This window comes from Bradyrhizobium sp. 482_C4_N1_8 (assembly GCF_052075965.1).
GTDB lineage: Bacteria > Pseudomonadota > Alphaproteobacteria > Rhizobiales > Xanthobacteraceae > Bradyrhizobium > Bradyrhizobium barranii.
Window position 1 is genome coordinate 8,306,647 of sequence record NZ_CP197231.1, and the last position, 26,309, is coordinate 8,332,955.

Genomic DNA, 26,309 nt, shown 5'->3' on the forward strand with positions numbered 1-26,309 from the left:
GCCCCTCGTGCGCAATTGCGCACTAGGCGGGGACGACAGCGAGGATGAGGCGCGGCCTTACCGCCCCTCAATCCCTCACAGCCACGGCGCCGGCGTGTCCATCGCGATCAGCTGCTCGACCTCGATGCGCGGGCGCACGACGGCGTATTGATCGCCCTTTACCAGCACTTCCGGAACCAGCGGCCGCGTGTTGTAGGTGCCGGCCTGCACCGCGCCATAGGCGCCCGCGGTCATGATGGCGATGAGATCGCCAGGCTTCGGCGTCGGCAGCGTGCGATCCAGTGCGAGATAGTCGCCGGTCTCGCAGACCGGGCCGACGACGTCGGCCATGATCGTGGCGGCGCCCGCGGCCGGCTGCGTCACCGGCAGAATGTCGTGATGCGCCTCGTACAGCGTCGGGCGGATCAAATCGTTCATGGCGGCGTCGATGATGACGAAATTCTTGCCGTCGCCGTGCTTCACGTAGATCACCCTGGCGACCAGGATGCCGGCATTGCCGACGATCATGCGGCCCGGCTCGAACATCAGCGTGCAGCCGAGATTGTGGCTGACGCGCTTGACCATGGCGGCATAGGCGTCGGGCGCCGGCGGCGCCTCGCGGTCCATGTAATAGGGAATGCCGAGGCCGCCGCCGAAATCGACGTGGCTGATGTTGTGACCGTCGCTGCGCAGCGTCTGCACGAATTCGGAGAGGATGCGGAACGCAGTCTCCATCTTGGAGAGATCGGTGATCTGGCTGCCGATATGCACGTCGGTGCCGGTGACCTGGATACCCGGCAGCTTTGCGGCGCGCGCATAGACCTCGCGGGCATAGGCGATCGGAATGCCGAACTTGTTCTCGGACTTGCCGGTCGAGATCTTGGCGTGCGTGCCAGCATCGACGTCCGGATTGACGCGCACGGAGATGCGCGCGGTCTTGCCCATCTCGGTCGCAAGCCGCGACAACAGCTCGAGCTCGGGCTCGGATTCGACGTTGAGGCAGAGGATGTCGGCGGCCAGCGCGGCACGTAATTCGGTTTCGGTCTTGCCGACGCCGGAGAACAGGATCTTGCTGGCGGGAATGCCGGCGGCCAGCGCACGCTTCAATTCGCCGCCGGAGACGACGTCGGCGCCGGCCCCGAGCTTGGCCAGCGTGCGCAGCACCGACTGGTTGGAATTCGCCTTCATGGCGTAGCAGACCAGCACCTTCTCGCCGGCGAAGGCGTCGGCGAAGACGCGGTAGTGCCGCTCGAGCGTCGCGGTCGAATAGCAATAGAACGGCGTACCGACGGTTGCGGCCAGCTCGGACAGGTTCACGGCCTCGGCGTGCAGCACGCCGTTGCGATAGTCGAAATGGTTCATGGCGTCAGCTCAGCTATCCCGGCTCATTTTTTGCCGGGAGGTTCGTCCAGGAGCGGGTCGAGGATAAACGATTTCTTCTTGCCCTTGGCGGCGGCAGGCGCCGCGTCCGCACCGTACCCGGGATTGAACACGCTCGGCGTCCTCTGGGCTTCCGTCTCGGTGTCGGTTGGAGCTGCGACATTGGCCGTGGATGCACTGGAGGCGGTCGGCGGCAGATCCAGCGGGCCCTTGCGGCCGCAGCCGGCAAGCGCGAGCGCCGTCAGGCTCAAGACAATGATGGCCCACCCCGAGCCGGCCGGGCGAAACTTTGACGTCACGACGAAATCCCCACTACGCGGGCCGCACCATACAGAGATTGGCACGCTCTGGCGAGAGCCGGATGACCATGAAACATAAGCGAAATTTTGCCCTCAGCCCAATTTTCGCTCTTTTTCCAGCCGCTTCGCCCAGGCCTTGGCCTGCGACGCCACGTTCTTCGGCGCGGTGCCGCCGAAGCTGGTCCGGCTCTTCACCGACGATTCGACCGAGAGCACGCCGAGCACGTCCTTGGTAATCTTGGGCTCGATCGCCTGCATCTCCTTCAGCGGCAGCTCGTGCAGCGCCACCCCGCCCTCGGCGGCTTTCGCCACGATACGGCCGGTGACGTGGTGGGCGTCGCGGAATGGCATCTTCAGCGTCCGCACCAGCCAGTCGGCAAGGTCGGTCGCGGTGGCATAGCCCTCGCCCGCCGCCGCCTTCATCTTCGCTTCGTCGGGCATGAGATCGCGGACCATGCCGGTCATGGCGCGGATCGCGAGCGACAGGGCGGCAAAGCCCTCCATCGCGCCCTGCTTGTCCTCCTGCATATCCTTTTGATAGGCGAGCGGCAGGCCCTTCATCACGATCAGGAGGCCGTTGAGCGCGCCGATGACGCGGCCGGTCTTGGCGCGCACGAGCTCGGCGGCATCCGGATTGCGCTTCTGCGGCATGATCGAGGATCCCGTGGTGAACTTGTCGCTGAGGCGGATGAGACCGACCAGCGGCGAGGTCCAGATCACGATCTCCTCGGCAAAGCGCGACATGTGCACGGCGCAGATCGAGGCCGCCGACAGCGTCTCCAGCACGAAGTCGCGATCGGAGACCGCATCGAGCGAGTTCGCCATCGGGCGGTCGAAACCGAGCGCTTTCGCGGTGGCGTGGCGGTCGATCGGGAACGAGGTGCCGGCGAGCGCGGCGGCGCCGAGCGGCGATTCATTGAGCCGCTTGCGGGCGTCCTGGAAACGGCCGCGGTCACGCGCCGCCATCTCGACATAGGCGAGCAGATGATGGCCGAAGGTCACGGGCTGCGCGGTCTGCAGATGCGTGAAGCCGGGCATCACAGTCGCGGCATGTTCGAGCGCGCGATTGACGAGCGCGGCCTGGAACGCGGCGAGCGCCGCATCGGTCTCGTCGAGAACGTCGCGGACATAGAGACGGAAATCGGTCGCAACCTGGTCGTTGCGCGAGCGCGCGGTGTGCAGCCGGCCGGCGGCGGGGCCGATCAGCTCGGACAGGCGGCTCTCGACGTTCATATGGATATCTTCGAGGGCACGCTTGAATGTGAAGCCGCCCTTGCCGATCTCTGACAAAATCGTGTCTAGACCCTTGCCGATATTTTTCGCATCAGAGCCCGTGATGATGCCCTGCGCGGCAAGCATCGCGGCGTGCGCCTTGGATGCGGCAATGTCCTGGGCAAAGAGGTGACGATCGACGTCGATGGAGACGTTGATCTCTTCCATGATCTCATCGGGGCGCTCCGAGAACCGGCCGCCCCACATCTTGTTGCTCATGATCCCCTGCTCACGCCTTGCTTGCCGCTGCTGCCGCACGTTTGCTGGCCGGAGCCAGCCGTATTAAGAGGCCCCTGATAGCCATATCTGCGACCGGATGACAAACGATATGCTCGACAAGACGCCCTCCGCCACGCGCCGGATCCCCCTCGTCATCGCCACTGTGGCGATCGGGGGGCTGGCCGGCTTCGCCGCGCTGTACGGGCTGGGCCTGAACCGGGCGCCCTCAGGCGATCCGGCCTGCCGGGCCGCGGTGGCAACGGCGCAAAAAATCGCTCCCCTCGCCCATGGCGAACTGGCCGCCCTGACCGTGGCGAGCGCGCCGCTAATACTGCCCGACCTGGTCTTCGAGGACGCTGACGGCAAGCCGAAGAAGCTGTCCGATTTCCGCGGCAAGACGCTGCTGGTCAACCTCTGGGCCACCTGGTGCGTGCCCTGCCGCAAGGAAATGCCGGCGCTGGACGAGCTCCAGGGCAAGCTTTCGGGCCCGAATTTCGAGGTGGTGGCGATCAACATCGACACCCGCGACGCCGAGAAGCCCAAGACGTTCCTGAAAGAGGCCAACCTGACCCGGCTCGGCTATTTTAGCGATCAGAAAGCCAAGGTTTTCCAGGACCTTAAAGCCATAGGCCGGGCCCTGGGCATGCCGACCTCGGTGCTGGTCGACCCACAGGGCTGCGAGATCGCGACGATCGCGGGGCCGGCGGAATGGGCGAGCGAGGACGCGCTCAAGCTGATCCGGGCTGCGACGGGCAAGGCCGCCGCGTCGCTCTAGGCGGTGTGTACTAAGCCGTGACGTTTAGGTTGCCGCCGACGCCGGCGCCGACATTGGCGAGCGAAGGCTGACCGGCGCCGAGCAGCGTCAGGACGGTGGATTTCTCCATATCCGCGTTCTGCTTCATCAGCGTCGCCGAGATATTCGACTGTAGCGCGCCTTGCTGAGCGGCCAGCATGGTGCTGACCATCGCCATCATGTCCATTACGCAAACCCTCTTACCGGGCGCAGCCTAGGGGCGATGGGTTAATGCGACATGAATTGTCACGGTGCGGATGCACGGCCGGAGGGCGATAGCGCCGTAGGGTGGGCAAAGCGGCTTGTCCGCCGTAGCTCGAAGAGCGAAGGCGGAAGCGTGCCCACCAATTTCCACCGCATCATTGGAGAGATGGTGGGCACGGCGCCTTGCGCCTTTGCCCACCCTACGGCACCGGAAATTGGATCAGCGCGTCGGAACCGGCTTGGCGCCCCGGTAGTCGTAGAAGCCACGCTGGGTCTTGCGGCCGAGCCAGCCGGCCTCGACGTATTTCACCAGCAGCGGGCACGGGCGATATTTGGAGTCGGCGAGGCCCTCGTGCAGCACCTGCATGATCGACAGGCAGGTATCGAGGCCGATGAAATCGGCGAGCTCGAGCGGGCCCATCGGATGATGCGCGCCAAGCTTCATCGCCGCGTCGATGGCCTCGACATTGCCGACGCCTTCATACAGCGTGTAGATCGCCTCGTTGATCATCGGCAGCAGGATACGATTGACGATGAAGGCCGGGAAATCCTCGGAGACCGCGACCTGCTTGCCGAGCTTGGAGACGAATTCCTTGGACGCCTCGAAGGTCTGGTCGTCGGTGGCGATGCCGCGGATCAGCTCGACCAGCTCCATCAGCGGTACCGGATTCATGAAGTGAATGCCGATGAAGCGCTCGGGCCGGTCGGTGGCGGCGGCTAGCCGCGTGATCGAGATCGAGGAGGTATCGGAGGCGACGATCGCCTCCGGCTTCAGCACCGCGCAGAGCTCGTGGAAGATCTTGCGCTTGACCTCTTCCTTCTCGACCGCGGTCTCGATCACGAGGTCGCAATCGGCGAGGTCGTCGAGCTTCTCGGCGAGCTTGATGCGCGCCATCGCCTTGGTCTTGTCGTCCTCGCTGACGGCCTTCTTGGAGACCTGGCGCGCCAGATTGCCATTGATGGTGGCCATGCCCGACTTGAGCCGGTCGGCCGAGACGTCGTTGAGCACCACGTCGAAACCGGCCAGCGCCGCGACATGCGCGATGCCATTGCCCATCTGACCCGCGCCGATCACGCCGACCTTCTTGATCACTGCCGCCATAATGTCATCCACCGGAACGGCGCGCAGATCGCGCCTGCCTCATCCCCCGAGCCGGGAGGTCCGATTTAATCAGAAACTCGATTAGATCAGAATCCTGGCTCGAAACCTAGATTGGATCGCTTCCCCGGCGTGCCCCACGCCAAAGAAAACGCCTTGAAAAAGAAAAACCGGCCGGAGTGTACCACTCCGGCCGGTGTTTTTAGCGCGTTTTTACTTGCCGAGCTTGGCGAGCGCTTCGGTGAGCTCAGGAACCGCCTGGTAGAGGTCGGCGACCAGGCCGTAATCGGCGACCTGGAAGATCGGCGCGTCCTCGTCCTTGTTGATCGCGACGATCACCTTGGAGTCCTTCATGCCGGCCAGATGCTGGATCGCGCCGGAAATGCCCACCGCGACATAGAGCTCGGGGGCCACCACCTTGCCGGTCTGGCCGACCTGCCAGTCGTTCGGCGCATAGCCGGCATCCACCGCCGCGCGCGAGGCACCGACGCCGGCACCGAGCTTGTCGGCGAGCGGTTCGATGTACTTGGCGAAGTTCTCGCGGCTCTGCATGGCACGGCCACCGGAGACGATGATCTTGGCCGAGGTCAGCTCGGGGCGGTCGCTCTTGGCGACTTCCTCGCCGACGAAGGACGACAGGCCCGGATCGGCCGCCGCAGCGACGTTCTCGACCGCGGCGCTGCCGCCTTCACCCGCCGCCGCAAAGGTCGAGGTGCGCACCGTGATGACCTTCTTGGCGTCCTTCGACTTCACCGTCTGGATGGCGTTGCCGGCATAGATCGGGCGCTCATAGGTGTCGGGGGCGACCACCTTGGTGATCTCGGAGACCTGCATGACGTCGAGCAGGGCTGCGACACGCGGCATCACGTTCTTGAAGCGCGAGGTCGCGGGCGCGACGATCGCGTCATAGCCGGAAGCCAGCGAGACGATCAGCGCGGCCAGCGGCTCGGCGAGATCGTGGGCGTAGGTCTCGCCCTCGGCAAGCAGCACCTTCTTCACGCCGGCAAGCTTGGCGGCGGCATCCGCCGCAGCCTTGGCGTTCTGGCCGGCCACCAGCACGTCGACATCCGCGCCGAGTGCGGCAGCCGCGGTCAGGGCCTTGTTGGTCGCGTCCTTCAGCGACGCATTGTCGTGTTCGGCAATCAGAAGCGTCGTCATCAGAGCACCCCGGCTTCGTTCTTGAGTTTCGACACCAGCTCGGCGACGTCCTTGACCTTGACGCCCGCCTTGCGGCCCGCCGGCTCCGTCGTCTTGAGAACCTCGAGACGCGCGGCGACGTCGACGCCGTAATCGGCGACGGTCTTCTCCGCGATCGGCTTCTTCTTGGCCTTCATGATGTTGGGCAGCGAGGCATAGCGCGGCTCGTTGAGACGGAGATCCGTGGTGACGATCGCCGGTCCCTTCAGCTTGACGGTCTGCAGACCGCCGTCGACTTCGCGGGTGACCTTGAAGTCAGAACCTTCGACCTCGAGCTTCGAAGCAAACGTCGCCTGCGACCAGCCGAGCAGCGCGGCCAGCATCTGACCGGTCTGGTTGCTGTCGTCGTCGATCGCCTGCTTGCCGAGGATAATCAGGCCGGGCTGCTCTTCGTCGGCGATCTTCTTCAGAATCTTCGCGACCGCGAGCGGCTCGACGGTGCCCTCGACCTTCACCAAGATGCCGCGGTCGGCGCCCATGGCGAGACCGGTGCGGATCGTCTCCGAGGCCTGCGCCGGTCCAATGGAAACCACGACGACCTCGGTGGCCTTGCCGCCTTCCTTCAGGCGCAACGCTTCCTCGACCGCGATTTCGTCGAACGGGTTCATCGACATCTTCACGTTGGCGAGTTCAACGCCCGATCCATCGCCCTTGACGCGGACCTTGACGTTGTAATCAACCACCCGCTTTACCGGCACCAAGACCTTCATCGATCCTCTTTCACTCAATTTGGGAGGGGGGTTATCAACTGGCGCGGAACCTAAAGGCCTGATCCGGCCCGGTCAACGCGCGACAGGGCCAAATTTTAGACCTTAGAAATATCGACCTCAATGGGTCAGCGATTCTGGCCCGGAACCCAGAGCACGTCGCCGGCGCCGTTATGGTTGGCGGCACGGCTGGCGACGAACAGGAAGTCGGACAGGCGGTTCATATACTGGATGCCAGCGGCGCCCACGGGCTCGCCGGGCCGGGCCGCCAGTTCCACCATCACGCGTTCCGCCCTGCGGCAAATCGTACGGGCAACGTGGAGGTAGGCGGCGGCCGGCGTGCCGCCCGGCAGCACGAAGGAGGTGAGCGGCGCCAGCTTGTCGTTGAGCGCGTCGATGTCGCGCTCGAGCCGCTCGACCTGGCTTGCCACCACCCGCAGCCGCTCGGCCTTGCCTTCACGCTCGGGCACCGCGAGGTCCGCGCCGAGGTCGAACAGATCGTTCTGGATGCGGCCGAGCATCGCGTCGAACTCGGACATGTCATGGGTGTGGAGCCTGACAACGCCGATCGCGGCATTGGTCTCGTCCACGGTGCCATAGGCTTCGATGCGCAGATCGTATTTCGGACGGCGCTCGCCCGTTCCGAGCGCCGTCGTGCCGTCGTCACCGGTCTTCGTATAGATGCGATTCAGCGTGACCATTTTTAACGCCCCATCGCCCAGACCGCGAGCATGGCAATCACGATCGCCACAAACTGAAGCAGCACGCGCCAGCGCATCAGCTTCTGCGAGGTGTTGGGCGAGCCGCCGCGCATCATGTTGACGAGACCGAGCAGCAGCACCACCGCCACGGCGCCGGCCGCTACCGGCAGGATGAAAGTACTCAGGAGAGATGCCATTTGGGGTAGATAACACCGTGCTTGCGGATGCGCCATGGTGCCGCGGCAGCCGCCGCCGTCATTCCGGGGCGATGCGAAGCATCGAGCCCGGAATGACGACGGGGGCGCTTCGCGATCTGGCTTTTAGGTCAATAATATCAGATGGTAGTGCGATGATTTCTGGTCTGCGCCAATTGCCCGGCTTTTTCGCCTCTCCCCGCGCACGGGGCGAGCGAGCGGCATCTGTCGTGTAGGTGGGCGCGTGAGGGCAATCCGCACCATCTACGTCGTCGTGGAAGATGCCTTCTACACCTTCCTCGCCGACGACGGCTGGGCGATCGCGAGCCATATCGCGCTGTCGACGCTGATGGCACTGTTCCCGTTCCTGATCGTGCTGACCTCGCTCGCCGGCTTCTTCGGCTCCAAGGAACTTGCCGATCAGGCCGCAAGCCTGATGCTTCAGGTCTGGCCCAAGCAGGTCGCCGATTCGATCTCGGGAGAAGTCCACGACGTTTTGACCACGACCCGCACCGGCGTGCTGACGATCGGCGCAGCGCTGTCGGTGTATTTCGCCTCCAACGGCGTCGAGGCGCTCCGCGTCGCGCTGAACCGCGCCTATGCGGTGGTGGAGATGCGGCGCTGGTACTGGCTGCGCCTTGAATCGATCGGCTACACGCTGGTCGCGGCCTTCACCGCGCTCGCGATGGCGTTCCTGATCGTGCTCGGGCCGCTCTTCATCGAGGCGGCGCGGCGCCATATCCCGCTGTTCGTCGAGTCCAACGAGAGCATCCTCACCTGGCTGCGCTACGGCATCACCGTGGGTGCGCTGGTGGTGGCGCTGATCATCCTGCATGCCTGGCTGCCGGCGGGACGGCGCGCCTTCCTCCAGATCCTGCCCGGCATCGTCTTCACCATCGTGGCGTCGCTGATCTCGGGCATCGTGTTCGGCCAATATCTGGCGCGCTTCGCCAACAACTACGTGACGATGTATGCGGGGCTCGCCTCGGTGATCATCGCGCTGGTGTTCCTGTATTTCATCGCCGCGATCTTCGTCTACGGCGGCGAGCTCAACGCCGCGATCATCAAGTCGCGGCTTCCTCACGGCGTTTCGCTTCAAGCAGCGCAGTCGCTAAAGCGCGCGGAGAAACAGGCTTGACCAGGAAGGCGTCGGCGCCGGCCTCGCGCGAGGCCGCCTCGTCCTCGCCACGGCCGGACACGCCGATGATGGGTATCTGAGCCAGCGGCGCCGGCATGGTCCGGATCCGCCTGATGGCCTCGACGCCGTCGATGCCAGGCAGCACCATGTCCATCAGCACCGCATCGAACGCGCCCTGCGCGAGCCGGTTCACCGCATCCTCGCCGCGCCCGATGAACTCGGCATGGTGGCCGAGCTCGGTCAGGATGGTGTTGAGCACGACGCGGCCGAACGGATTGTCCTCGACGCTGAGCACGCGCAGCGCGGCCATCGCATCCGCCTCGGCTTCGCCCTTCGACTTGCGGGACTTGCGCGATTCCGTCGCGTCGAGCGACATCGTCAACGTGAAGGTGGCGCCGCCGCCGCGCCGCGGGGCGACCGTGATGTCGCCGCCCATCGCGCGCGCCAGTTGCTTGACCGAGGAAAGGCCCAAGCCGGCGCCGCCGAAGCGCGAGGCGATGGTGACATTTGCCTGGGTGAAGGGGCGGAACAGCCGCTTGATCTCGGCCATGGTCAGGCCGATGCCGCTGTCGGACACCGCGAAGGCGACGCCGACCTTGCCCTTCGCCTTGTCTCTGGCCTTGCCTTTGGCGGGACGCCAAGGCGCGACCGCGAGCGCGACACCGCCCTGCTCGGTAAATTTGACGGCATTGTCGATCAGGTTCTCGAGCGCGGCGCGCAGGCGGACGGAATCGCCGACCACCAGCCCCGGCAGCTTCTCGGAGATATCGACCTGGGCCTGGAGGCCCTTGGCCGCGGCGCGTCCGGCGAGCGAATCGCCGGCGCTGCGGGCGAGCGCGCGCAGATCGAACAAATCCTGCCGCAAGGCACTTCCACCCTTGCCCGCCCCCTTGCCGGTCCTGGCGGCATCGACGAACAGGGTGGCAAGGCTCGCCAGATGCTCGGCACCGGCCTTGATGGTGTCGGCCCAGCGCCGCTCGCGCTCGCCGAGATCGGAAGTGGCGAGCAGGTCGCTGATCGCAAGAATCCCGGTCAGGGGGGTACGGACCTCATGGGCGAAGGCGGCGAGCGCGGCCTGGACCACGTCCGGCGCCACGGCCTTGGCGCTGCGCTTGCGCAACCGGCCGGTCGCCCCGGACCGCTTCCGAGGCGGTCGCCTGGACGTTCGCGTGGTGCGCGCTGAGCGCGTTTTCGCCGCCATGAATCCCTTCGAAGGGTCCCCTTCGATCCCCAGGCTCTCAAGCAAGCATCGCACGGCGGAACCCCTGGAGTCACGGCGGCGTTTTGCTAACCCCCAGAGAAACTTAACCTAATCCCACCAACCGGCGGATGCCGGCGGGCGTGGCGCCGTCAGCGCGCAGCTCGCGCAGGCCGGTCGAGCGGTCCGATTTCGACAACTTCCGGCCCGCCTCGTCCAGAATCAGGGCGTGGTGGCGATAGGCGGGTTCCGGCAGATCGAGCAGGACCTGGAGCAGGCGGTGAACCGAGGTGGCGTGAAACAGGTCCTGCCCCCGCACGACCTCGCTGATGCCCTGAAGCGCGTCGTCGACGACGACGGACAAATGGTAGCTGGTCGGCGTCTCCTTGCGGGCCAGGATGACGTCGCCCCAGGCCTCGGGCCGCGCGGGGACGGTACCATGCTCGCCGTCGGGGCCCACGCCCAGCTCAGTCCACCTCAGGCCGGCAACGCGTCGGCAGGCGGCCGCCATGTCGAGCCGGAGCGCGTAAGGCACGCCAGATGCAATGAGCCGGTCGCGCTCGCCGGCCGACAGCGATCTGGCGTCACCCGGATAAAGCGGCGCGCCATCGGGATCGCGCGGCCATGGCCCGGCGGCCTCGCGCGCGGTCACGAGCCTGGCGATCTCCGCGCGGCTTTCGAACGCGGGATAGACGAGACCAAGTGCAGAGAGTTTTTCGAGCGCGGCGCGATAAACCGCGAGATGCTCCGACTGCCGCCGCACCGGCGTTTCCCAGGCGATGCCGAGCCAGGCGAGGTCGTCGTAGATCGCCGTCTCATATTCCGGCCGGCAGCGCGTCGCGTCGATGTCCTCGATCCGCAGCAACAGCCGCCCGCCGGTCTCGCGCGCGCGGTCGAAATTGAGCAGCGCCGAATAGGCGTGGCCGAGATGCAAGAGGCCATTCGGACTGGGGGCAAAACGGAAAACGGGTGGCGCCATGCGGTGAAACTCGTCATGGCCGGGCATAGCCGTCCGAAGGGACGGCGTCGCTTCCGCTCGCCTATGTCCCGGCCATCCACGTTCTTCGGTGCGATACAGCGATCGTGTCAAGTCGTGGACAGATACGAACACTGTCACCCATGCTAGACATGTCGTGTGGTTAGAGAGACGTGGATGGCCGGGTCAAACCCGGCCATGACGCCGGAGAGAGTTTGCCGACCCAAATGACCATCCACCTCGAAACCCAGTCCGATCTCGAAGACGCCGTCCACGCGCTGATCAAGCGCGACCCGCGCCTCAAGCCCGTGCTCGAGATCGCCGGCATGCCCGCCTTGCGGCGGCGTGAGCCGGGTTTTACGGGGCTCGCCCACATCGTTTGCGGGCAGCAGCTTTCGACCGCGAGCGCCGCAGCGATCTGGGGGCGGCTGTCGGCCGCGTTCGATCCGTTCGACCATGAGGCCGTGAGCCGCGCCCGCACCGACCGGCTGGGACGGCTCGGCCTGTCCGCCGCCAAGATCAAGACGCTGAAACATCTCGCGCGCGAGATCAATGCGCAGCGGCTGAACCTCGATGTGCTTGCCGAGGAAGACGCCGAGGCCGCGCACCATACGCTGATCGCGCTGCCCGGCATCGGGCCATGGACGGCCGACGTCTATCTGCTGTTCTGCCTCGGGCACGGCGATGCCTGGCCGGCCGGCGACATCGCCGTGCAGGAGGGGATCAAAGTTGGCCTGGGCCTTCAGGCGCGGCCGACGGAGAAGCAGATGGCGCCGCTTGCCGAACCCTGGCGTCCCCTGCGCGGAGCAGCCGCGCATCTGTGGTGGAGCTATTATCGCGTGATCAAGAAGCGCGAAGGTGTCATCAGCAACCAGCCCTAGCCTCGCAGCCGTTCGCGATCGGCACGGGCGCATTCGGCCACGAAGTCGACGACGGCGCGCACCGCAGACAACTCGACCAGATCGGGATGGGCGAGCAGCCAGAGATCGGCGACGCTGACCAGTTTTTGCGGCGCGACGCGCACCAAGTCTGGATAGCTCTCCGCGACGAAGCAGGACAGCGCGGAGATTCCGATTCCAGCACGCACCGCCGCCAGCATGTCGCCCTGCGACGAGCAACGCATCACCATGGTGCCTTGCCGGGTGATCGCATCGCTCCAGCGCGCCAGCTGTGCGTTCGAATCCTGGTCGGCGAAGCCGATGACGCTGTGCCCCTTCCACTCGCCGCTCCGCTCCGGCAAGGACCGGCCCGTGGCATAGTCGCGCGAGGCATAGAAGCCGGTGCCGAGACGGCCGATCTTGCGGCCGACCAGATTTTCCTCGCCGCTGTCGACCGGTCGCAGCACGACGTCGGCCTCCCGCCGCCGCACGCTGGCCGGAAACGGATGGGTGATGATCTCGAGCCGAATGTGATCATGTGCGCCGAGAAACGATCGCAGCCGCGGCATCAGCCAGTGCGAGGCCAGCGTCGCGCCGATCGACAGCTTGACCGTGCCACGCGCCTTGCGACCGCCGGCGCCAACGGCGGCTTCGGCGCGGAGCGCGGCAGCGGCCATCGCCTCGGCATGCTCACGCAGCGTACGGCCGTCGGCGGTGAGCACGAAGCCGTCAGCGGCGCGCGCCAGCAGCTTGGTGCCGAGCTGCGCCTCCAGCGCCGCGATCTTGCGGCTGACGGTCGGATGGCTGGCGTGCAGACGCTTTGCCGCCGCAGTGAAGCTGCCGGTGTCGGCGACCGCAACGAAGGTCTTGCAGAGATCCCAATCCACGTCGGCTCCGTACAAATCTGAATATCCGCTTGTTCAATATTGAACGATCCCCGCCCGCCGTCCAACCCTATAGTGGGGTCAAACACGCCAGCGGCGGACACCCCGCCGACGCGACAATCGACATGGAAGCGCTCACCCCGGCCGGCAGGCTGGCGAAGTGCTTTGTCAGGAGGATCGGATGGCACTGCCCGCTCTGCTCAAGAACAATCTGGAGCTGCCCGTCGTCGGCTCGCCCCTCTTCATCGTCTCCGGGCCGGAGCTGGTGATCGCCCAATGCAAGGCCGGTGTCGTCGGCTCGTTTCCGGCGCTCAACGCCCGTCCGGTGGAAAAGCTCGACGAATGGCTGAGCCGCATCGAGGACGAGCTCGGCGAATACAAATCGCGCAATCCCGGCAAGAAGGTCGCGCCCTACGCCGTCAACCAGATCTGCCATGCCTCCAACGACCGCTTGATGAAGGACATGGAAACCTGTGTGAAGCACAGGGCGCCCATCATCATCACCTCACTGCGGCCGCCCGCCGAGATCGTCGAGGCCGCGCACTCCTATGGCGGGCTGGTGTTCCACGACGTCATCAACGTCAAGCATGCGCGCAAGGCCGCGGAGCAAGGCGTCGACGGACTGATCCTGGTGTGCGCCGGCGCCGGCGGACATGCCGGCATGCTGTCGCCGTTCGCGCTGGTGCGCGAGGTCAAGCAATGGTTCGACGGCGCGATCCTGCTGTCGGGCGCGATCAGTGACGGTTTTGGCATCGCCTCCGCGCTGACGCTGGGCGCCGACCTCGCCTATATGGGCACGCGCTTCATCGCGACGAAGGAAGCCAATGCCGACGAAGCCTACAAGTCCGCGCTGACGCAGCACGCCGCGCACGACATCGTCTACACCAACCTATTCACCGGCGTGCACGGCAACTATCTCGGCCCCTCGATCGCCGCCGCCGGGCTCGATCCGGACAATCTCCCGGTTGCCGACAAGACGAAGATGAATTTCGGCTCCGGCGGCAACATGAAATCCAAGGCGTGGCGCGACATCTGGGGCTCGGGCCAGGGCATCGGCCAGATCCTGGATGCGCCTCCGGTCGCCGAGCTGGTCGACCGGATGAAGGGCGAATTCGATCAGGCCCGGCAGGATTTCCTGATGCGCGCCAGCGCCTGACGGCTTGGTCCGACAGGAAAATTGGACTGACAAGACAAACGGGAGGACATCATGAAGCTGACAGCCGCGCTGACAGGCCTGTCGTTGCTGACGCTTGCCGCCGGCAGCGCCGGTGCGGACGAGATCCGGATCGGGCAGACCCTGCCCTATAGTGGCCCTGCCTCCGGCTTCGGCGCGATCGGACGGACGCAGGAGGCGTTCTTCGAGAAGGTCAACGCGGAGGGCGGCATCAACGGCCGCAAGGTCAAGTTCATCACGCTGGACGACGCCTACTCGCCGCCGAAGACGGTCGAGCAGACGAGAAAGCTGGTGGAGCAGGACGAGGTGCTGATGATGTTCGGCTCGCTCGGCACCGCCACCAACAGCGCCGTGCAGCGTTACCTCAACGCCAAGAAGGTGCCGCAGCTGTTCGTGCTCTCGGGCGCCACCAAATGGGCCGATCCGCAGAAGAATCCCTGGACGATGCCGGGCATGGCGGCCTACGAATCCGAGGGCGTCGTCTATGCCAAGTATATCTTGCAGTCCAAGCCCGACGCGAAGATCGCGATCCTGTCCCAGAACGACGATTTCGGCCGCGACTATGTCGCGGGCTTCAAGCGCGCGCTCGGGCCCAAGGCCGCAAGCATGATCATCGCGGAGGCGAGCTACGAGACCAGCGCGCCGACGATCAGCTCGCAGCTCTCGACGCTGAAGGCGTCAGGCGCCAACGTGCTGTTCGGCGTCGTGCTCGGCAAGTTCACCTCGCAGATGGTCAAGGGCGTAGCCGAGATCGGCTGGAAGCCGGAGCTGTTCTTCGTGCCGACCTCGGCCTCCTCGATCTCGTTCCTGGAGCCGGCGGGGCTGGACAATGCGGTCGGGCTGATCTCGTCGAGCAACCAGAAGGACACGATGGACCCGCAATGGGCCGACGATCCCGGCGTGAAGTCCTATTTCGCCTTCATGAAGCAATACATGCCGACCGCGGATCTCTCGAACTCCAACTACGCCGCGGGCTATCACTATGCCACGCTGCTGATGACGGTGCTGAGCGCCTGCAAGGACGATGTCAGCCGCGACAACATCTTGAAGCAGGCCGCGTCGCTGAAAGAGGTGAAGCTGCCGCTGCTGTTGCCCGGAATGAGCGTGTCGACTGGTCCGGACGACTATCTGCCGTTCCAGCAGCTTCAGCTCCGCCGCTTCAGCGGCAAGAGCTGGGTGCCGTTCGGCGGCATTCTCGATGACCGGTAGAGAACATCCCATGATCATCAGCGGCGAGCGCCGGATCGATTATCCAGACCTCCATGCGCGGATCAGACGGGCCGCAGGCGGGATCAGCACGCTCGGCGGGCGCGAGGGCACGCCGGTCGCCATGATGCTGCGCAATGACTTCGCCCTGTTCGAGGTCGTCGCGGCTTCCGCCGCGCTCGGCCGACCGGTGGTGCCGATCAACTGGCACCTGAAGGCCGCCGAAGTCCGCTATATCCTGGCCGACAGCGGCGCCAACATTTTGATCTGCCATGCCGACCTGCTGCCGCAGATTCGCGACGGCCTGCCGGAGGAACTGGCGCTCATGGTCGTGCCGACGCCGCCGGAGATTGCCGGCGCGTTCGACATCCCCGCCGCGCTCACAAAGGTGCCGGACGGATTGACCGATTGGGACAAATGGCGCGACAGCCAGGCGGAACTCACCCAGCCGCCTCGTCGCAGCGCGCCGATGTTCTACACGTCGGGCACCACCGGCATGCCGAAAGGCGTGCGGCGCATGCCGATGCGCCCCGAGCAGATCGCGGCGTCCGAGCGCGTCGGGGCGATCGCCTATGGCGTCAAGCCGAACGAGGATCAGGTCGTGCTGATGAACGGCCCGATGTACCATTCCGCTCCGCACTCCTACGGCATGCTGGCCTATCGCAGCGGCTGCACCATCGTGCTGGAACCGCGCTTCGATCCCGAAGACCTGCTGCAACTGATTGAGCGCCATCGCGTCACGCACATGCACATGGTTCCGACGATGTTCGTGCGCCTGCTGCGGCTGCCCGACGACATGAAGCGGCGTTACGACTTGTCCTCGCTGCGCTTTGTCGTTCATGGCGCGGCGCCCTGCCCGCCCGACGTGAAGAAGGCGATGATCGATTGGTGGGGAGGCGTCATCAACGAATATTTCGGCTCGACCGAGACCGGGATTCCGGTGTGGCACTCCGCGGCGGAGGCGCTGAAGAAGCCCGGCACCGTCGGCCGCGCCATCGAGGGCGGCGTCGTCAAGATCTTCCGCGCCGACGGCAGCCTGTGCGACGTCAACGAACCCGGCGAAATCTACATGCGGCAGGCCTCGGTGCCGGATTTCGACTATCACGGCAAGGCCGAAGCGCGCGCCGAGGCCGGCCGCGACGGGCTCGTCAGCGTCGGCGACGTCGGCTATCTCGACGAGGACGGCTATCTGTTCCTGTGCGACCGCAAGCGCGACATGGTGATCTCCGGCGGCGTCAACATCTATCCCGCCGAGATCGAGAATGCGCTGATCGGAATGCCCGGCGTGCGCGATTGCGCGGTGTTCGGCATTCCCGACGCCGAATTTGGCGAGCGGCTCTGCGCCTATGTCGAGCCGGAGCCGGGCGCAGCGCTCTCGTCCGCCGCGGTCCAGTCGTTCCTGCGCGAGCGGCTCGCCAATTTCAAGGTGCCGAAGGACGTCGAATTCCGCGACGCGCTGCCGCGCGAGGCGACGGGAAAGATCTTCAAGCGCAAGCTGCGGGAGCCCTATTGGGCGGGCCACGCGCGCGCCGGCGCGTAACGAACGGCTGCGAACGGCGTTTTAAACTATGTTGCTGTTGCAAAAGGATCATGGGTGAACGATGAAATGCCGGCGCGGACAAAGCCGGGATCAAAGCCATGACATCGATCGACTTCGTCGTTGCGAAAAATGACCTCGACCAGTGCAAGGTGGTCACGACCGAGCTTCCCGGCGCGGATGCGCTGCCGCCTGACGCCCTGCTCGTGAGGGTCGACCGCTTCGCCTTCACCGCCAACAACATCACCTATGCGGTGATGGGCGACGAGTTGAAATACTGGCAGCTCTTTCCCGCGCCGAACGGTTTTGGCAACATTCCGGTATGGGGCTTTGGCGAGGTGGTCGCGTCCAGTCATCCGAACATCGCCGTGGGCGAGCGCCTGTTCGGCTATTTCCCGATGGCGACGCATCTCGTCATCGAGGCGACGGACGTCAGCAAGCGCGGCCTTCGCGACGGTGCCGCACACCGGCAGGGCGTGGCGCCGGTCTACAACGCCTATGCCCGCGTCAGCGGCGATCCCGCTTACGCCGGCCGGAAGGGCGACTACCAGGCGCTGCTGCGGCCGCTGTTCATGCTGTCGTTCCTGGTCGACGACTTTCTGGCCGAGAACAACGACTTCGGCGCACGCACCGTGCTGCTCTCCAGCGCCTCGAGCAAGACCGCGTTCGGCCTCGCCCATATGCTGCATGTGCGCGGCCGCAAGGTGATCGGGCTGACGTCCGCCGGCAACAGCGGCTTTGTCTCGTCGCTCGGTTGCTATGACGAGGTCGTCACCTATGACCGCATTGCGTCGCTGCCATCGGATGCGCCAGTCGCCTTCGTTGACATGGCCGGCAACAGCGCGCTGCGCGCCGGATTGCATCAGCACTTCGGCGACCGGATGAAATGCTCCGTACGCGTCGGATTGACGCATCGCGCCACCGAGCCCGACGAAGGCGAGCTGCCCGGTGCAAAGCCGCGCTGGTTCTTCGCGCCCGACCAGATCCGCAAGCGCGCCAAGGAATGGGGCCCGGGCGGCATCGAGCAGCGCTTTGGCGCGGCATGGTCCGGCTTTGTGCCGCTACTGGAGAGAAGCCTGACCGTGGTCGAGAGCCGCGGCCCAGACGCGGTGCGGCAGGTGTTTCTCGATACGCTGAAAGGGCGTATTCCGCCTGAGCAGGGCCACATGCTCTCGCTGCTCGGGTAAACCGCTTTCGAGGCCCGTCGAACCGGTATAGCGTCAACCTCAGAGGAAACGCCGCGAAGACGGCCACGAGGTCGCGCATGCTGGACAAGACGAAGGATATTTCCGTCTCGGCGCAAGCCTGGCTCGATGAGTTCGAGCGCACGCTCGGCAAGCCCGATCCGGCCGCACTCGACCATCTCTTCCTCGCCGACAGTTTTTGGCGCGATGTGCTGGCGCTGAGCTGGAACCTGCAGACGATCGCGGGCCACGACCGGATTGCTCAAGCGCTGAGGGCGCTCGCGCCACAGGCGGCGCCGACCAACTTCACGATCGCGCCCGACCGCGCGGCGCCGCGCTGGGTCACGCGCGCCGGCACCAGCAATATCGAGGTCATCTTCAATTTCGAGACCGTGATCGGTCGCGGCAGCGGCATCGTTCGGCTCGTGCCCGATACCGCCGATGGCGACCGGCTGAAGGCGTGGACACTGCTCACCGCGCTCGACGAGCTCAAAGGGTTCGAGGAACAGCTCGGCACGTCGCGGCCGCGAGGGCAGGCCTATTCACGCGATTTCCGCGGGCCGAACTGGCTCGATTTGCGTAACGCAGCCCGCGACTACGCCGATCGCGATCCTGCCGTGCTGGTGGTCGGCGGCGGCCAGGCCGGCCTTGCGATTGCAGCACGGCTGAAGCAATTGAAGATCGACACACTGATCGTCGATCGCGAGACGCGGATCGGCGACAATTGGCGCAAGCGCTATCACGCGCTCACCCTGCACAACCAGGTGCAGGTCAATCACATGCCCTACATGCCGTTCCCGCCCAGCTGGCCGACCTACATCCCGAAGGACAAGCTCGCCAACTGGTTCGAAGCCTATGTCGACGCGATGGAGCTGGATTTCTGGACCGGCACCGAGTTCGAGGGCGGTAGCTACGACGACGCGAAGGGCTGCTGGACCGTCACGCTGCGGCGCACCGACGGCAGCAAGCGCACCATGCAGCCGCGCCATGTTGTGATGGCAACCGGCGTCAGCGGCATCGCGAACGTGCCTGATATTCCGACCCTCGCCAATTTCAAAGGCACGCTGCTGCATTCGAGCCGCTACGAGGACGGCGAGAACTGGACCGGCAAGCGCGCCATCGTGATCGGCACCGGCAACAGCGGCCACGACATCGCGCAGGATCTCTGCTCCAGCGGCGCCGAGGTGATTCTGGTGCAGCGCTCGCCGACGCTCGTCACCAATATCGAGCCGTCGGCGCAGCTCGCCTATGCGACCTACAACGAAGGCACCCTCGAGGACAACGACCTGATCGCGACCTCGATGCCGACGCCGCTCGCGAAGAAAACCCATGTGATGCTGACCGAGCAGTCGAAGGAGCTCGACAAGGAGCTGCTCGACGGCCTGCGCAACGTCGGATTCAAGCTCGACTTCGGCGAGGCCGGCACCGGCTGGCAGTTCAAATACCTCACCCGCGGCGGTGGCTATTATTTCAATGTCGGCTGCTCCAACCTGATCGTCGAGGGCGCGATCGGGCTCAGGCAGTTTGGGGACATCGAGAGCTTCACGGCCGAAGGCGCTCGGATGAAGGACGGCTCGATGATCGCGGCCGACCTCATCGTGCTCTCCACCGGTTACAAGCCGCAGGAATATCTGGTGCGAAAACTGTTCGGCGACGGCGTCGCCGACCGCGTCGGCCCGGTCTGGGGCTTTGGCGACGGCCTCGAGCTGCGCAACATGTATGCCCGCACCGGGCAGTCCGGCCTCTGGTTCATCGCCGGCAGCCTCGCGCAATGCCGGATCAACTCGAAATATCTCGCGCTCCAGATCAAGGCGGTCGAGGAAGGGATTTTGGGGCGTGAGGCGGGCGCCGCTTAAGCCTCGTCATTGCGAGCGCAGCGAAGCAATCCAGGATCTTTCCGCGAAGACAGTCTGGACTGCTTCGCTGCGCTCGCAATGACAGTGTAGAGACGATCGCGCCGCTGAAACGAAGAAGAGGAAAAACAAATGCCAGCCATTCTCGGCACCGGCGAGCACCGCTACCGCGTCGTCGAAAATTTCGCAAAGCTGCCCGACGGCTGGACACTGACCGACGTCGCCTCGGTCGCCGTCGACAGCAAGGACCGCGTCTACGTCTTCAACCGCGGAGCCCATCCGATGGTGGTGCTGGATCGCGAGGGCAATTTCCTCCGGAGCTGGGGTGAAGGCCTGTTCTCCCGCGCGCACGGCCTGCACATCGATGCCGACGACCATCTTTATTGCACCGATGACGGCGACCACACCGTGCGCAAATGCACCACCGACGGCAAGGTGCTGCTGACGATCGGCATCCCCGAGAAGCCGTCGCCGTTCATGAGCGGCGAGCCGTTCCATCGCTGCACCCACACCGCGCTGTCGCCGAAGGGCGATATCTACGTCTCCGACGGCTATGGCAATGCGCGCGTGCACAAGTTCACGCCGGACGGCAAGCTGCTCAAGAGCTGGGGCGAGCCCGGCACCGACCCCGGCCAGTTCAACATCGTGCACAACATCGCCGCCGACGCCGACGGTTTTGTCTATGTCGCCGACCGCGAGAACCACCGCGTGCAGGTGTTCGATGGCGAGGGCAAGTACGAGACGCAGTGGAACAACCTTCACCGGCCCTGCGCGCTGTGCTGCTGCGGTGGCGGCAAGAGCCCGACATTCGTGATCGGCGAGCTCGGCCCGGGCCTCGCCGTCAACCGCAAGGTGCCCAATCTCGGCCCGCGGCTGTCGATCGTGGACGCGCAAGGCAAACGCATCGCGCGGCTCGGCGGCGAGGAAGGGCCGGGTGTCGCCAGCGGAAAATTCCTGGCTCCGCACGGCATCGCGCTGGATTCGAAGGGCGACATCTATGTCGGCGAGGTCGGCGTCACCGACTGGAAGACGAGTTTTCCGGACCAGGAGATGCCGGCCGTGGTGCGCGCCACGCGATGCTTGCAGAAGCTGGAGCGGGTGCGGGAATAGCTGGGCGGGCGAGGCCGCGATGCGCTGTCGGGTCGACCCTGCCTCCCCCCGGCGTCGTCCTCGCCCCCCAAATCACGGCGGTTTTGAGCGCTTTGCCACCCCGCCGCCGCATTGCTTGCATCTGAATAAGTCGCTCAGCGGGCTTCACAATCCCGTCACGCTGCATGTAGTATGTCAGTACATGCTGCTTCGCAGCGTATATTGGAGGCCAGGAGCGTTACTTGAACGCACATGTCTCGCAAGGCAGTTGGCCGGTGTTGGTGCTGAATGCGGACTTCCGGCCGCTGAGTTACTACCCGCTGTCTCTCTGGTCGTGGCAGGACGCGATCAAGGCGGTGTTCCTCGACCGCGTCAACATCGTCGCGCATTACGATCAGGCGGTCCACAGTCCCACGCTGCAAATGCAGCTGCCGAGCGTCGTCTCGCTCAAATCCTTCGTCAAGCCGACCACGCATCCCGCGTTCACCCGGTTCAACGTCTTCCTGCGCGATCGTTTTGCCTGCCAATATTGCGGCTCGCCCGAAGACCTCACCTTCGACCACATCGTCCCGCGCAGCAAAGGCGGCCAGACCACCTGGGAGAACGTGGTCGCGGCATGCTCGCCCTGTAATCTGCGCAAGGGCAATCTCACGCCGGCGCAGGCAAAGATGTTTCCGCGCCAGAGCGCGTTCGCGCCGACCGTGCACCAGCTCCACCGCAACGGCCGCCTGTTCCCGCCGAATTATCTGCACGATAGCTGGCTGGACTATCTCTACTGGGATACGGAGCTGGATCCGTAGGGCGACGCTGTTCGCGCTCGGCCGTTCGTGCGACCTGCTGAAATCGAAAGATCGAGGACCCGTCGGGTCCTCGGTTCGTTTCATCGAACGTCACGCATTCTGCGCCAGCGAATGAGCCTCGATTCGTTGGCGGATATCGGGCGAATTGATCAGGTCGAACGGCTCGACGAGTTGCACGACATCAGAGAACGCGCGCTGAACCACCGGATCGGCCACGACGGCCCGGAATAGAGCCGCCTCGAACTGCCGGCTTTCCTCGTACCGCTCCGGGCGCTGGCCCCGTGTGGTTGGATAGGCGAAGTCAGCGTTCACGCCCATGTTCCAGGGTGCCTGAAGCAGCGCGCCCACTTCGGACATGAACCCAGCCTGGAGGGCCTCGATCGGGTCCGCCTCCCCGGCGACGCGATCCAGGATCTCGCGCAGCAACTTTGCCTCTCGCGCGGCGACCGTCATGCCCTGCCCGTAGACCGGATTGAACCGGCACAGCGAGTCCGCCACGGGGAGAATCCCGCGCGGCAGCCGCTTGAGCCGTTCAAAATGCCGCCAGCGGCTCGCGTCAAACACGAAATGCCGGAGGCCTCCGGGTGGCAAGAGCTTGTAGACTGCGTTGTAAATCGCCGGCGTCTTCAATTGGCGCGCAGCCGCAAGATAGTCCTCCCACGTGCCGGGGCGATTCGTCGCGCCGTGATGGGAGATCGATGTAAACCAGCGCCCGCCTTCGAGAGGGATGATCAACCCGGCCGTCGCCGACGTGGCGGGATCGGGCAACGTGACCAGATTGAGCCAGTCGAACGAGGTGCGCCCCGGACGGAGAACCGCGGTGGTGTAGCTGATGTCGACGCCCACGGCGGTCTCCTGCGGCCGTTCCCAGCCGAGGGCATCGAACAGGCCGAGCGTCGGCGCACCGCGGCCGGATGCATCTACCACGAGATCCGCCTCGATCGCCGCACCAACGCCTGCGTCGTTCTCGAACTTCACCATCGGCCGGGTTGCAGCCGGCACAATCTCCGTCACGCGGCTCTGCGATTGCACTTTGACATTGGCGATCGCAGTCACCTTTCGGCGCAGCGTATGCTCGATCAGCGGCCGCGAGCCACACAGCAGCGACGTCCCGCAGTCGCGCCTTGGCAGCGCGCCGACATCTGGCCGCTCGTACTGGACGTCCTTGAAGACATTCACGGGAACTGCACCGGCGGCGGCAAGATCCTGCGCGAAACCCGGGAAAAGGGAGTCGAGGGCCTGCAGCCCACCGGCCAGAAGAAGATGCGGATGCCGATCCTGGGGAACGCCGGCGCGGGACATGATCGAAGCCGGCAGGACATCGCGTTCGAGAATGACGACTTCCTGGAAGGCGGAAGAAAGCGCACCGGCGGCAGACAATCCTCCAATCCCCGCTCCGATGACAACCGCGCGTTGCCCAAAATGACGGCTCATACTTATTCCTTTGGTTCGATTCACCACCTTTCTGTGCGTGGACCGCACTACGGGAATGTTTCCAATCGCGAGATCTTTGTTTCGATTGCAACGGAGCGGCCGCGATGCGCGCTTCAAGGAGAAACGAACGGCGCCGTGGCGCGGGTCTATTGTGGGCCAGGAGAGTAGCGGGGGCTAGGCGTCCAGCTCACACCCCGATCGCATTCCGCATCACCACGTCCCGATAGAACGCCGCGCTCAGCTTCGGCAGGCGCGCTTGGGTCTCGAAGTCGACCCGGTAGAGGCCGAAGCGCTTGCCGTAGCCGTAGATCCACTCGAAATTGTCCATCAGGCTCCACAGGAAATAGCCGCGAATCGGCACGCCCTCGGCGATCGCACGCTGCATCTGGGTCAGGTAATTGCGCAGGAACATGATGCGGTCGAGATCGTAGACCTGGCCGTCAGTAGCGATCTTGTCCTCGGACGAGGTGCCGTTCTCGCTGATATAGATGGTCTCGATGTTCCAGATTTTTGCGGCGAGACGCGGGGCCCAGTAGATCACCTCAGGGCCGACCCGCAGCCATTCCGAGTTCATGTGCGGGAACGAGGCTGGGAACGGCAGCACGCGGAAGCCCGACGCGCGCTCGGAGGCCGTGACGTAGTATTGCGGCGCGTAGATGTTGAGCCCGACGAAATCGTTCGGCGTGCCGATGATCTTCAACTCGTCAGGGGTGAATTTCGGCGCATCCGCCCCGGCATAGGCGAGGAAGCCGTCGGTGTACTTGCCCTCCAGCACCACGCCAAGAAAGCCGGCGTTGAGCTCACGCGTTGCGATCTCGGCAGCGCGGATATTTTCCGGCGTCGCGATGGCCGGCACGCAGGCCGCGATGTTTTCGGCGGCACCGACGCGGGTGCCGGCGCGGCCCGACGCGCGGATCGCCTGCACGGCAAGCCCATGCGCCAGCGCGACGTGATGGCGCGCCTGGTTGAGCTGCGCGGTCGGCAGCTTGAGGCCGGGCGCGTCGATGCCCCAGCCATAGCCGAAGTTCACGAAGCGCCCGACCTCGTTCACGGTGAAGATGGTTTTGACCCGATCGGTCAGGCGCGCGGCGACATAGGCGGAGTAATCTGCAAAAGCCTTCGACGTGTCGCTCGACTGCCAGCCGCCGACGCGATCCTGGAGCGCCTGCGGCAGGTCCCAATGATAGAGCGTCGCATAGGGCTCGATGCCGTTCGCGAGCAGCTCGTCGACGAGCCGGTTGTAGAAATCGAGCCCCTTCGGATTGGGCTGGCCCGATCCATCCGGAAACACCCGCGGCCACGCAATCGAGAAGCGGTAGGCCTTGACGCCGAGCGCCTTAATCAGCGCGACGTCGTCCTTGTAGCGGTGATAGTGCTCGTTGGCGCGGTCGCCGGTCGAGCCGTCCTCGATCTTGCCGGGCGTGTGGCTGAAAATGTCCCAGATCGATTGGCCGCGGCCGTCCTCGTCGACGGCGCCCTCGATCTGGTAGGACGAGGTCGCCGTGCCCCACAAAAAATCCTTGGGAAAGGGCGCGTGGCGATCGGCCGATGCGGGCGCCTCATTATCTGCAGCCTTGTTATCTGCAACCTTGTTATCCGCAGCCCTGGCACCCGCCGCTGCACCAAGCGCGGCGAGCCCCGCGAGCTTCGCAAGATCGCGCCGCGAGACATCAGCTGACATCGCTATCTCCGAGCTTGCTCCATGTCGATCTGATAGGCGGAGATCCGGTCGATCTCGAATGCGACCGTGGGCGGCGATTCCGCATCAACCGGACCGACGCCGAGAAAGAATTTCGATCCGATCGCAAGATTGACGATCATGTACATGGGATCATCGAAGCCGATCGGCACCTTGATGTCGGAGACCGGCTTGCGGTCGATGAAATAGACCAGGCGATCCTCCTCCCACAGCACACCGTAATTGTGGAACATGCTGGAGGCATCGCCGACCGCATAGTCGAAGCCGCAGGACTGGATCTTCTGGGTCGACGGAATCCGCCAATGCGTCGTCATCACGAGATCGCCGGGCCGCTCGCCGCGGCCTTCCAGCACGTCGACCTCCGGCGGCCAGCCGCCGTCGTCCGCCAGCATCCAGAACGCCGGCCAGACCGCATGGCCGACCGGCACCTTGGCGCGGATTTCGAAATAGCCGTGCTTCTGCGCGAACGTGCCCTGCGTGGTCAGGATTCCCGAGATGTACTCGTTGTTGAACAGAACGGACTTCAGTTCCGGCGGCGTGCGGCTGGCGACGATCGAGAGCACGCCGTCCTTCACCTTGAACGGATCTAACCCAAGCGGCGTCCCCGCACGCCCCGAATAGCGCGGATCGACATAGATCTGCTGCTCGCCATTGGCGCTGGTCTTGCGCTTGAAGTCGGAGCCGTCACCGCCCCAATAGCGCGCTTCCGGCCACGCCGCACCGCCGGCGTAATGCGGCACCCAGCGACCGGTCGCAAGCGGATGCTCGTCAAAGTCATCGTTGAAAGTCCGGCGCAGCGGCAGGAAGGCGCGCAAGGCGGGATTGGCCGTCTCAAGCTTGCGGCACTCGATCATGGAGGGATCGGTGGTCACTTGCAGCGTCATCGTGCCGGGCGCAGCATCGAGATCGTCCTGCGCGACGCCCGGCGCGGGCACGGCAGACAGGCCGATCGCAACCAGAGCGCCCTTCGTCCAACTGTCGATCATCACCGCACATCGAACTTGGCAGAAAATTTGGCAGGATATGCGCAGGTTAGCTCGCCTGTCTTCGAGCGGGCAAGCACGGCCATCTGTGCGGGCGGGCGATTTCGAAAAGGTCATCTCGACATCGCATCCAGGTTCGCCCGGAAATCGCGTCATCCCGGGCGCAAGATCGGCGGTTAACCGGGCCAGTTCCGCGCGCCCCGGCTCCGCCAGAGAGGCGCCGGCGCCAAAT

General features: G+C 65.1%; 25 protein-coding genes. 10 read left to right on the plus strand and 15 right to left on the minus strand.

Annotated elements, in window-relative coordinates; genetic code table 11:
• Positions 1-75: 75 nt before the first annotated feature.
• The 3 genes from lysA to argH form a co-directional block, all read right to left on the minus strand.
• A complete protein-coding gene (gene lysA / locus AB7Z56_RS39405; protein WP_063985788.1) occupies positions 76-1,341 on the minus strand; it encodes a diaminopimelate decarboxylase in 1,266 nt (421 codons plus the stop codon).
• Positions 1,342-1,364: 23 nt separating this feature from the next.
• The gene (lptM, locus tag AB7Z56_RS39410; protein ID WP_063985789.1) at positions 1,365-1,658 is read right to left on the minus strand and encodes an LPS translocon maturation chaperone LptM; all 294 of its coding nucleotides are present in this window, start codon (positions 1,656-1,658) and stop codon (positions 1,365-1,367) included.
• A 93-nt stretch (positions 1,659-1,751) separates the two neighbouring features.
• Positions 1,752-3,149, minus strand: a complete 1,398-nt coding sequence (argH, locus tag AB7Z56_RS39415) for an argininosuccinate lyase (protein ID WP_063985790.1) — start codon at positions 3,147-3,149, stop codon at positions 1,752-1,754.
• A gap of 109 nt (positions 3,150-3,258) precedes the next feature.
• On the opposite strand from argH, the gene tlpA reads away from it, so the two are divergent.
• Positions 3,259-3,924 carry a thiol:disulfide interchange protein TlpA gene (gene tlpA / locus AB7Z56_RS39420; protein WP_283017751.1) on the plus strand — a complete coding sequence of 222 codons (666 nt, stop codon included), beginning with the start codon at positions 3,259-3,261 and terminating at the stop codon, positions 3,922-3,924.
• Positions 3,925-3,934: 10 nt separating this feature from the next.
• Here tlpA and AB7Z56_RS39425 read toward each other — a convergent pair whose 3' ends face one another.
• The 6 genes from AB7Z56_RS39425 to AB7Z56_RS39450 form a co-directional block, all read right to left on the minus strand.
• Positions 3,935-4,129, minus strand: a complete 195-nt coding sequence (locus AB7Z56_RS39425) for a hypothetical protein (RefSeq protein ID WP_015688853.1) — start codon at positions 4,127-4,129, stop codon at positions 3,935-3,937.
• A 237-nt stretch (positions 4,130-4,366) separates the two neighbouring features.
• The gene (locus AB7Z56_RS39430) at positions 4,367-5,248 is read right to left on the minus strand and encodes a 3-hydroxybutyryl-CoA dehydrogenase (RefSeq protein WP_063985792.1); all 882 of its coding nucleotides are present in this window, start codon (positions 5,246-5,248) and stop codon (positions 4,367-4,369) included.
• A 210-nt stretch (positions 5,249-5,458) separates the two neighbouring features.
• On the minus strand, positions 5,459-6,403 hold the full coding sequence (locus AB7Z56_RS39435; RefSeq protein ID WP_063985793.1) for an electron transfer flavoprotein subunit alpha/FixB family protein: 945 nt from the start codon (positions 6,401-6,403) through the stop codon (positions 5,459-5,461).
• Positions 6,403-7,152 (minus strand): electron transfer flavoprotein subunit beta/FixA family protein, encoded by a 750-nt coding sequence (locus tag AB7Z56_RS39440; RefSeq protein WP_038942669.1) that lies wholly within the window; start codon positions 7,150-7,152, stop codon positions 6,403-6,405. The genes AB7Z56_RS39435 and AB7Z56_RS39440 overlap by 1 nt, the downstream gene beginning before the upstream one ends.
• Positions 7,153-7,277: 125 nt before the next feature.
• Positions 7,278-7,850 (minus strand): cob(I)yrinic acid a,c-diamide adenosyltransferase, encoded by a 573-nt coding sequence (locus AB7Z56_RS39445; RefSeq protein WP_063985794.1) that lies wholly within the window; start codon positions 7,848-7,850, stop codon positions 7,278-7,280.
• A gap of 2 nt (positions 7,851-7,852) precedes the next feature.
• Entirely contained in the window at positions 7,853-8,047 is a 195-nt protein-coding gene (locus AB7Z56_RS39450) for a twin transmembrane helix small protein (RefSeq protein ID WP_028147306.1), read from the minus strand.
• Positions 8,048-8,288: 241 nt separating this feature from the next.
• Here AB7Z56_RS39450 and AB7Z56_RS39455 point away from each other — a divergent pair, with 241 nt between their 5' ends.
• Positions 8,289-9,182, plus strand: a complete 894-nt coding sequence (locus AB7Z56_RS39455) for a YihY/virulence factor BrkB family protein (protein WP_063985795.1) — start codon at positions 8,289-8,291, stop codon at positions 9,180-9,182.
• Here the strand turns inward: AB7Z56_RS39455 and AB7Z56_RS39460 are convergent.
• Both AB7Z56_RS39460 and gluQRS read right to left on the minus strand, forming a co-directional pair.
• On the minus strand, positions 9,109-10,383 hold the full coding sequence (locus tag AB7Z56_RS39460; RefSeq protein ID WP_063985796.1) for an ATP-binding protein: 1,275 nt from the start codon (positions 10,381-10,383) through the stop codon (positions 9,109-9,111). The genes AB7Z56_RS39455 and AB7Z56_RS39460 overlap by 74 nt on opposite strands.
• A 103-nt stretch (positions 10,384-10,486) precedes the next feature.
• Positions 10,487-11,359, minus strand: coding sequence for a tRNA glutamyl-Q(34) synthetase GluQRS (gluQRS, locus tag AB7Z56_RS39465; protein ID WP_063986731.1), 873 nt, complete (start codon positions 11,357-11,359; stop codon positions 10,487-10,489).
• A 224-nt stretch (positions 11,360-11,583) separates the two neighbouring features.
• Between gluQRS and AB7Z56_RS39470 the strand changes: the two genes are divergently transcribed.
• Complete coding sequence (locus tag AB7Z56_RS39470) at positions 11,584-12,237, plus strand: DNA-3-methyladenine glycosylase family protein (RefSeq protein ID WP_063985797.1); 654 nt, start codon at positions 11,584-11,586, stop codon at positions 12,235-12,237.
• Here the strand turns inward: AB7Z56_RS39470 and AB7Z56_RS39475 are convergent.
• Entirely contained in the window at positions 12,234-13,121 is an 888-nt protein-coding gene (locus AB7Z56_RS39475) for a LysR family transcriptional regulator (protein WP_063985798.1), read from the minus strand. The two genes, AB7Z56_RS39470 and AB7Z56_RS39475, sit on opposite strands and share 4 nt — an antisense overlap.
• Before the next feature lie 178 nt (positions 13,122-13,299).
• Here AB7Z56_RS39475 and AB7Z56_RS39480 point away from each other — a divergent pair, with 178 nt between their 5' ends.
• The 7 genes from AB7Z56_RS39480 (at position 13,300) to AB7Z56_RS39510 (ending at position 21,961) form a co-directional block, all read left to right on the plus strand.
• Positions 13,300-14,274, plus strand: coding sequence for an NAD(P)H-dependent flavin oxidoreductase (locus AB7Z56_RS39480; RefSeq protein ID WP_063985799.1), 975 nt, complete (start codon positions 13,300-13,302; stop codon positions 14,272-14,274).
• A 51-nt stretch (positions 14,275-14,325) separates the two neighbouring features.
• Positions 14,326-15,501 (plus strand): ABC transporter substrate-binding protein, encoded by a 1,176-nt coding sequence (locus AB7Z56_RS39485; protein ID WP_231143667.1) that lies wholly within the window; start codon positions 14,326-14,328, stop codon positions 15,499-15,501.
• 10 nt (positions 15,502-15,511) lie between these two features.
• On the plus strand, positions 15,512-17,038 hold the full coding sequence (locus tag AB7Z56_RS39490; protein ID WP_063985801.1) for an acyl-CoA synthetase: 1,527 nt from the start codon (positions 15,512-15,514) through the stop codon (positions 17,036-17,038).
• Positions 17,039-17,136: 98 nt separating this feature from the next.
• Positions 17,137-18,222, plus strand: a complete 1,086-nt coding sequence (locus AB7Z56_RS39495; protein ID WP_441256777.1) for a DUF2855 family protein — start codon at positions 17,137-17,139, stop codon at positions 18,220-18,222.
• 77 nt (positions 18,223-18,299) lie between these two features.
• Positions 18,300-20,075 (plus strand): flavin-containing monooxygenase, encoded by a 1,776-nt coding sequence (locus AB7Z56_RS39500; protein ID WP_063985803.1) that lies wholly within the window; start codon positions 18,300-18,302, stop codon positions 20,073-20,075.
• A 129-nt stretch (positions 20,076-20,204) separates the two neighbouring features.
• A complete protein-coding gene (locus AB7Z56_RS39505; RefSeq protein WP_063985804.1) occupies positions 20,205-21,182 on the plus strand; it encodes a peptidyl-alpha-hydroxyglycine alpha-amidating lyase family protein in 978 nt (325 codons plus the stop codon).
• Positions 21,183-21,403: 221 nt separating this feature from the next.
• Positions 21,404-21,961: an HNH endonuclease gene (locus tag AB7Z56_RS39510; RefSeq protein WP_063985805.1), complete on the plus strand. Its 558-nt coding sequence runs from the start codon at positions 21,404-21,406 to the stop codon at positions 21,959-21,961.
• Between the two features lie 90 nt (positions 21,962-22,051).
• Here the strand turns inward: AB7Z56_RS39510 and AB7Z56_RS39515 are convergent, their stop codons facing one another.
• The 3 genes from AB7Z56_RS39515 to AB7Z56_RS39525 form a co-directional block, all read right to left on the minus strand.
• The gene (locus tag AB7Z56_RS39515; RefSeq protein ID WP_084795311.1) at positions 22,052-23,395 is read right to left on the minus strand and encodes an FAD-dependent oxidoreductase; all 1,344 of its coding nucleotides are present in this window, start codon (positions 23,393-23,395) and stop codon (positions 22,052-22,054) included.
• Positions 23,396-23,582: 187 nt separating this feature from the next.
• Positions 23,583-25,076, minus strand: coding sequence for a GH1 family beta-glucosidase (locus tag AB7Z56_RS39520; RefSeq protein ID WP_063985807.1), 1,494 nt, complete (start codon positions 25,074-25,076; stop codon positions 23,583-23,585).
• Between the two features lie 2 nt (positions 25,077-25,078).
• A complete protein-coding gene (locus tag AB7Z56_RS39525; protein ID WP_063985808.1) occupies positions 25,079-26,080 on the minus strand; it encodes a glycoside hydrolase family 16 protein in 1,002 nt (333 codons plus the stop codon).
• Between the last annotated feature and the right edge of the window lie 229 nt (positions 26,081-26,309).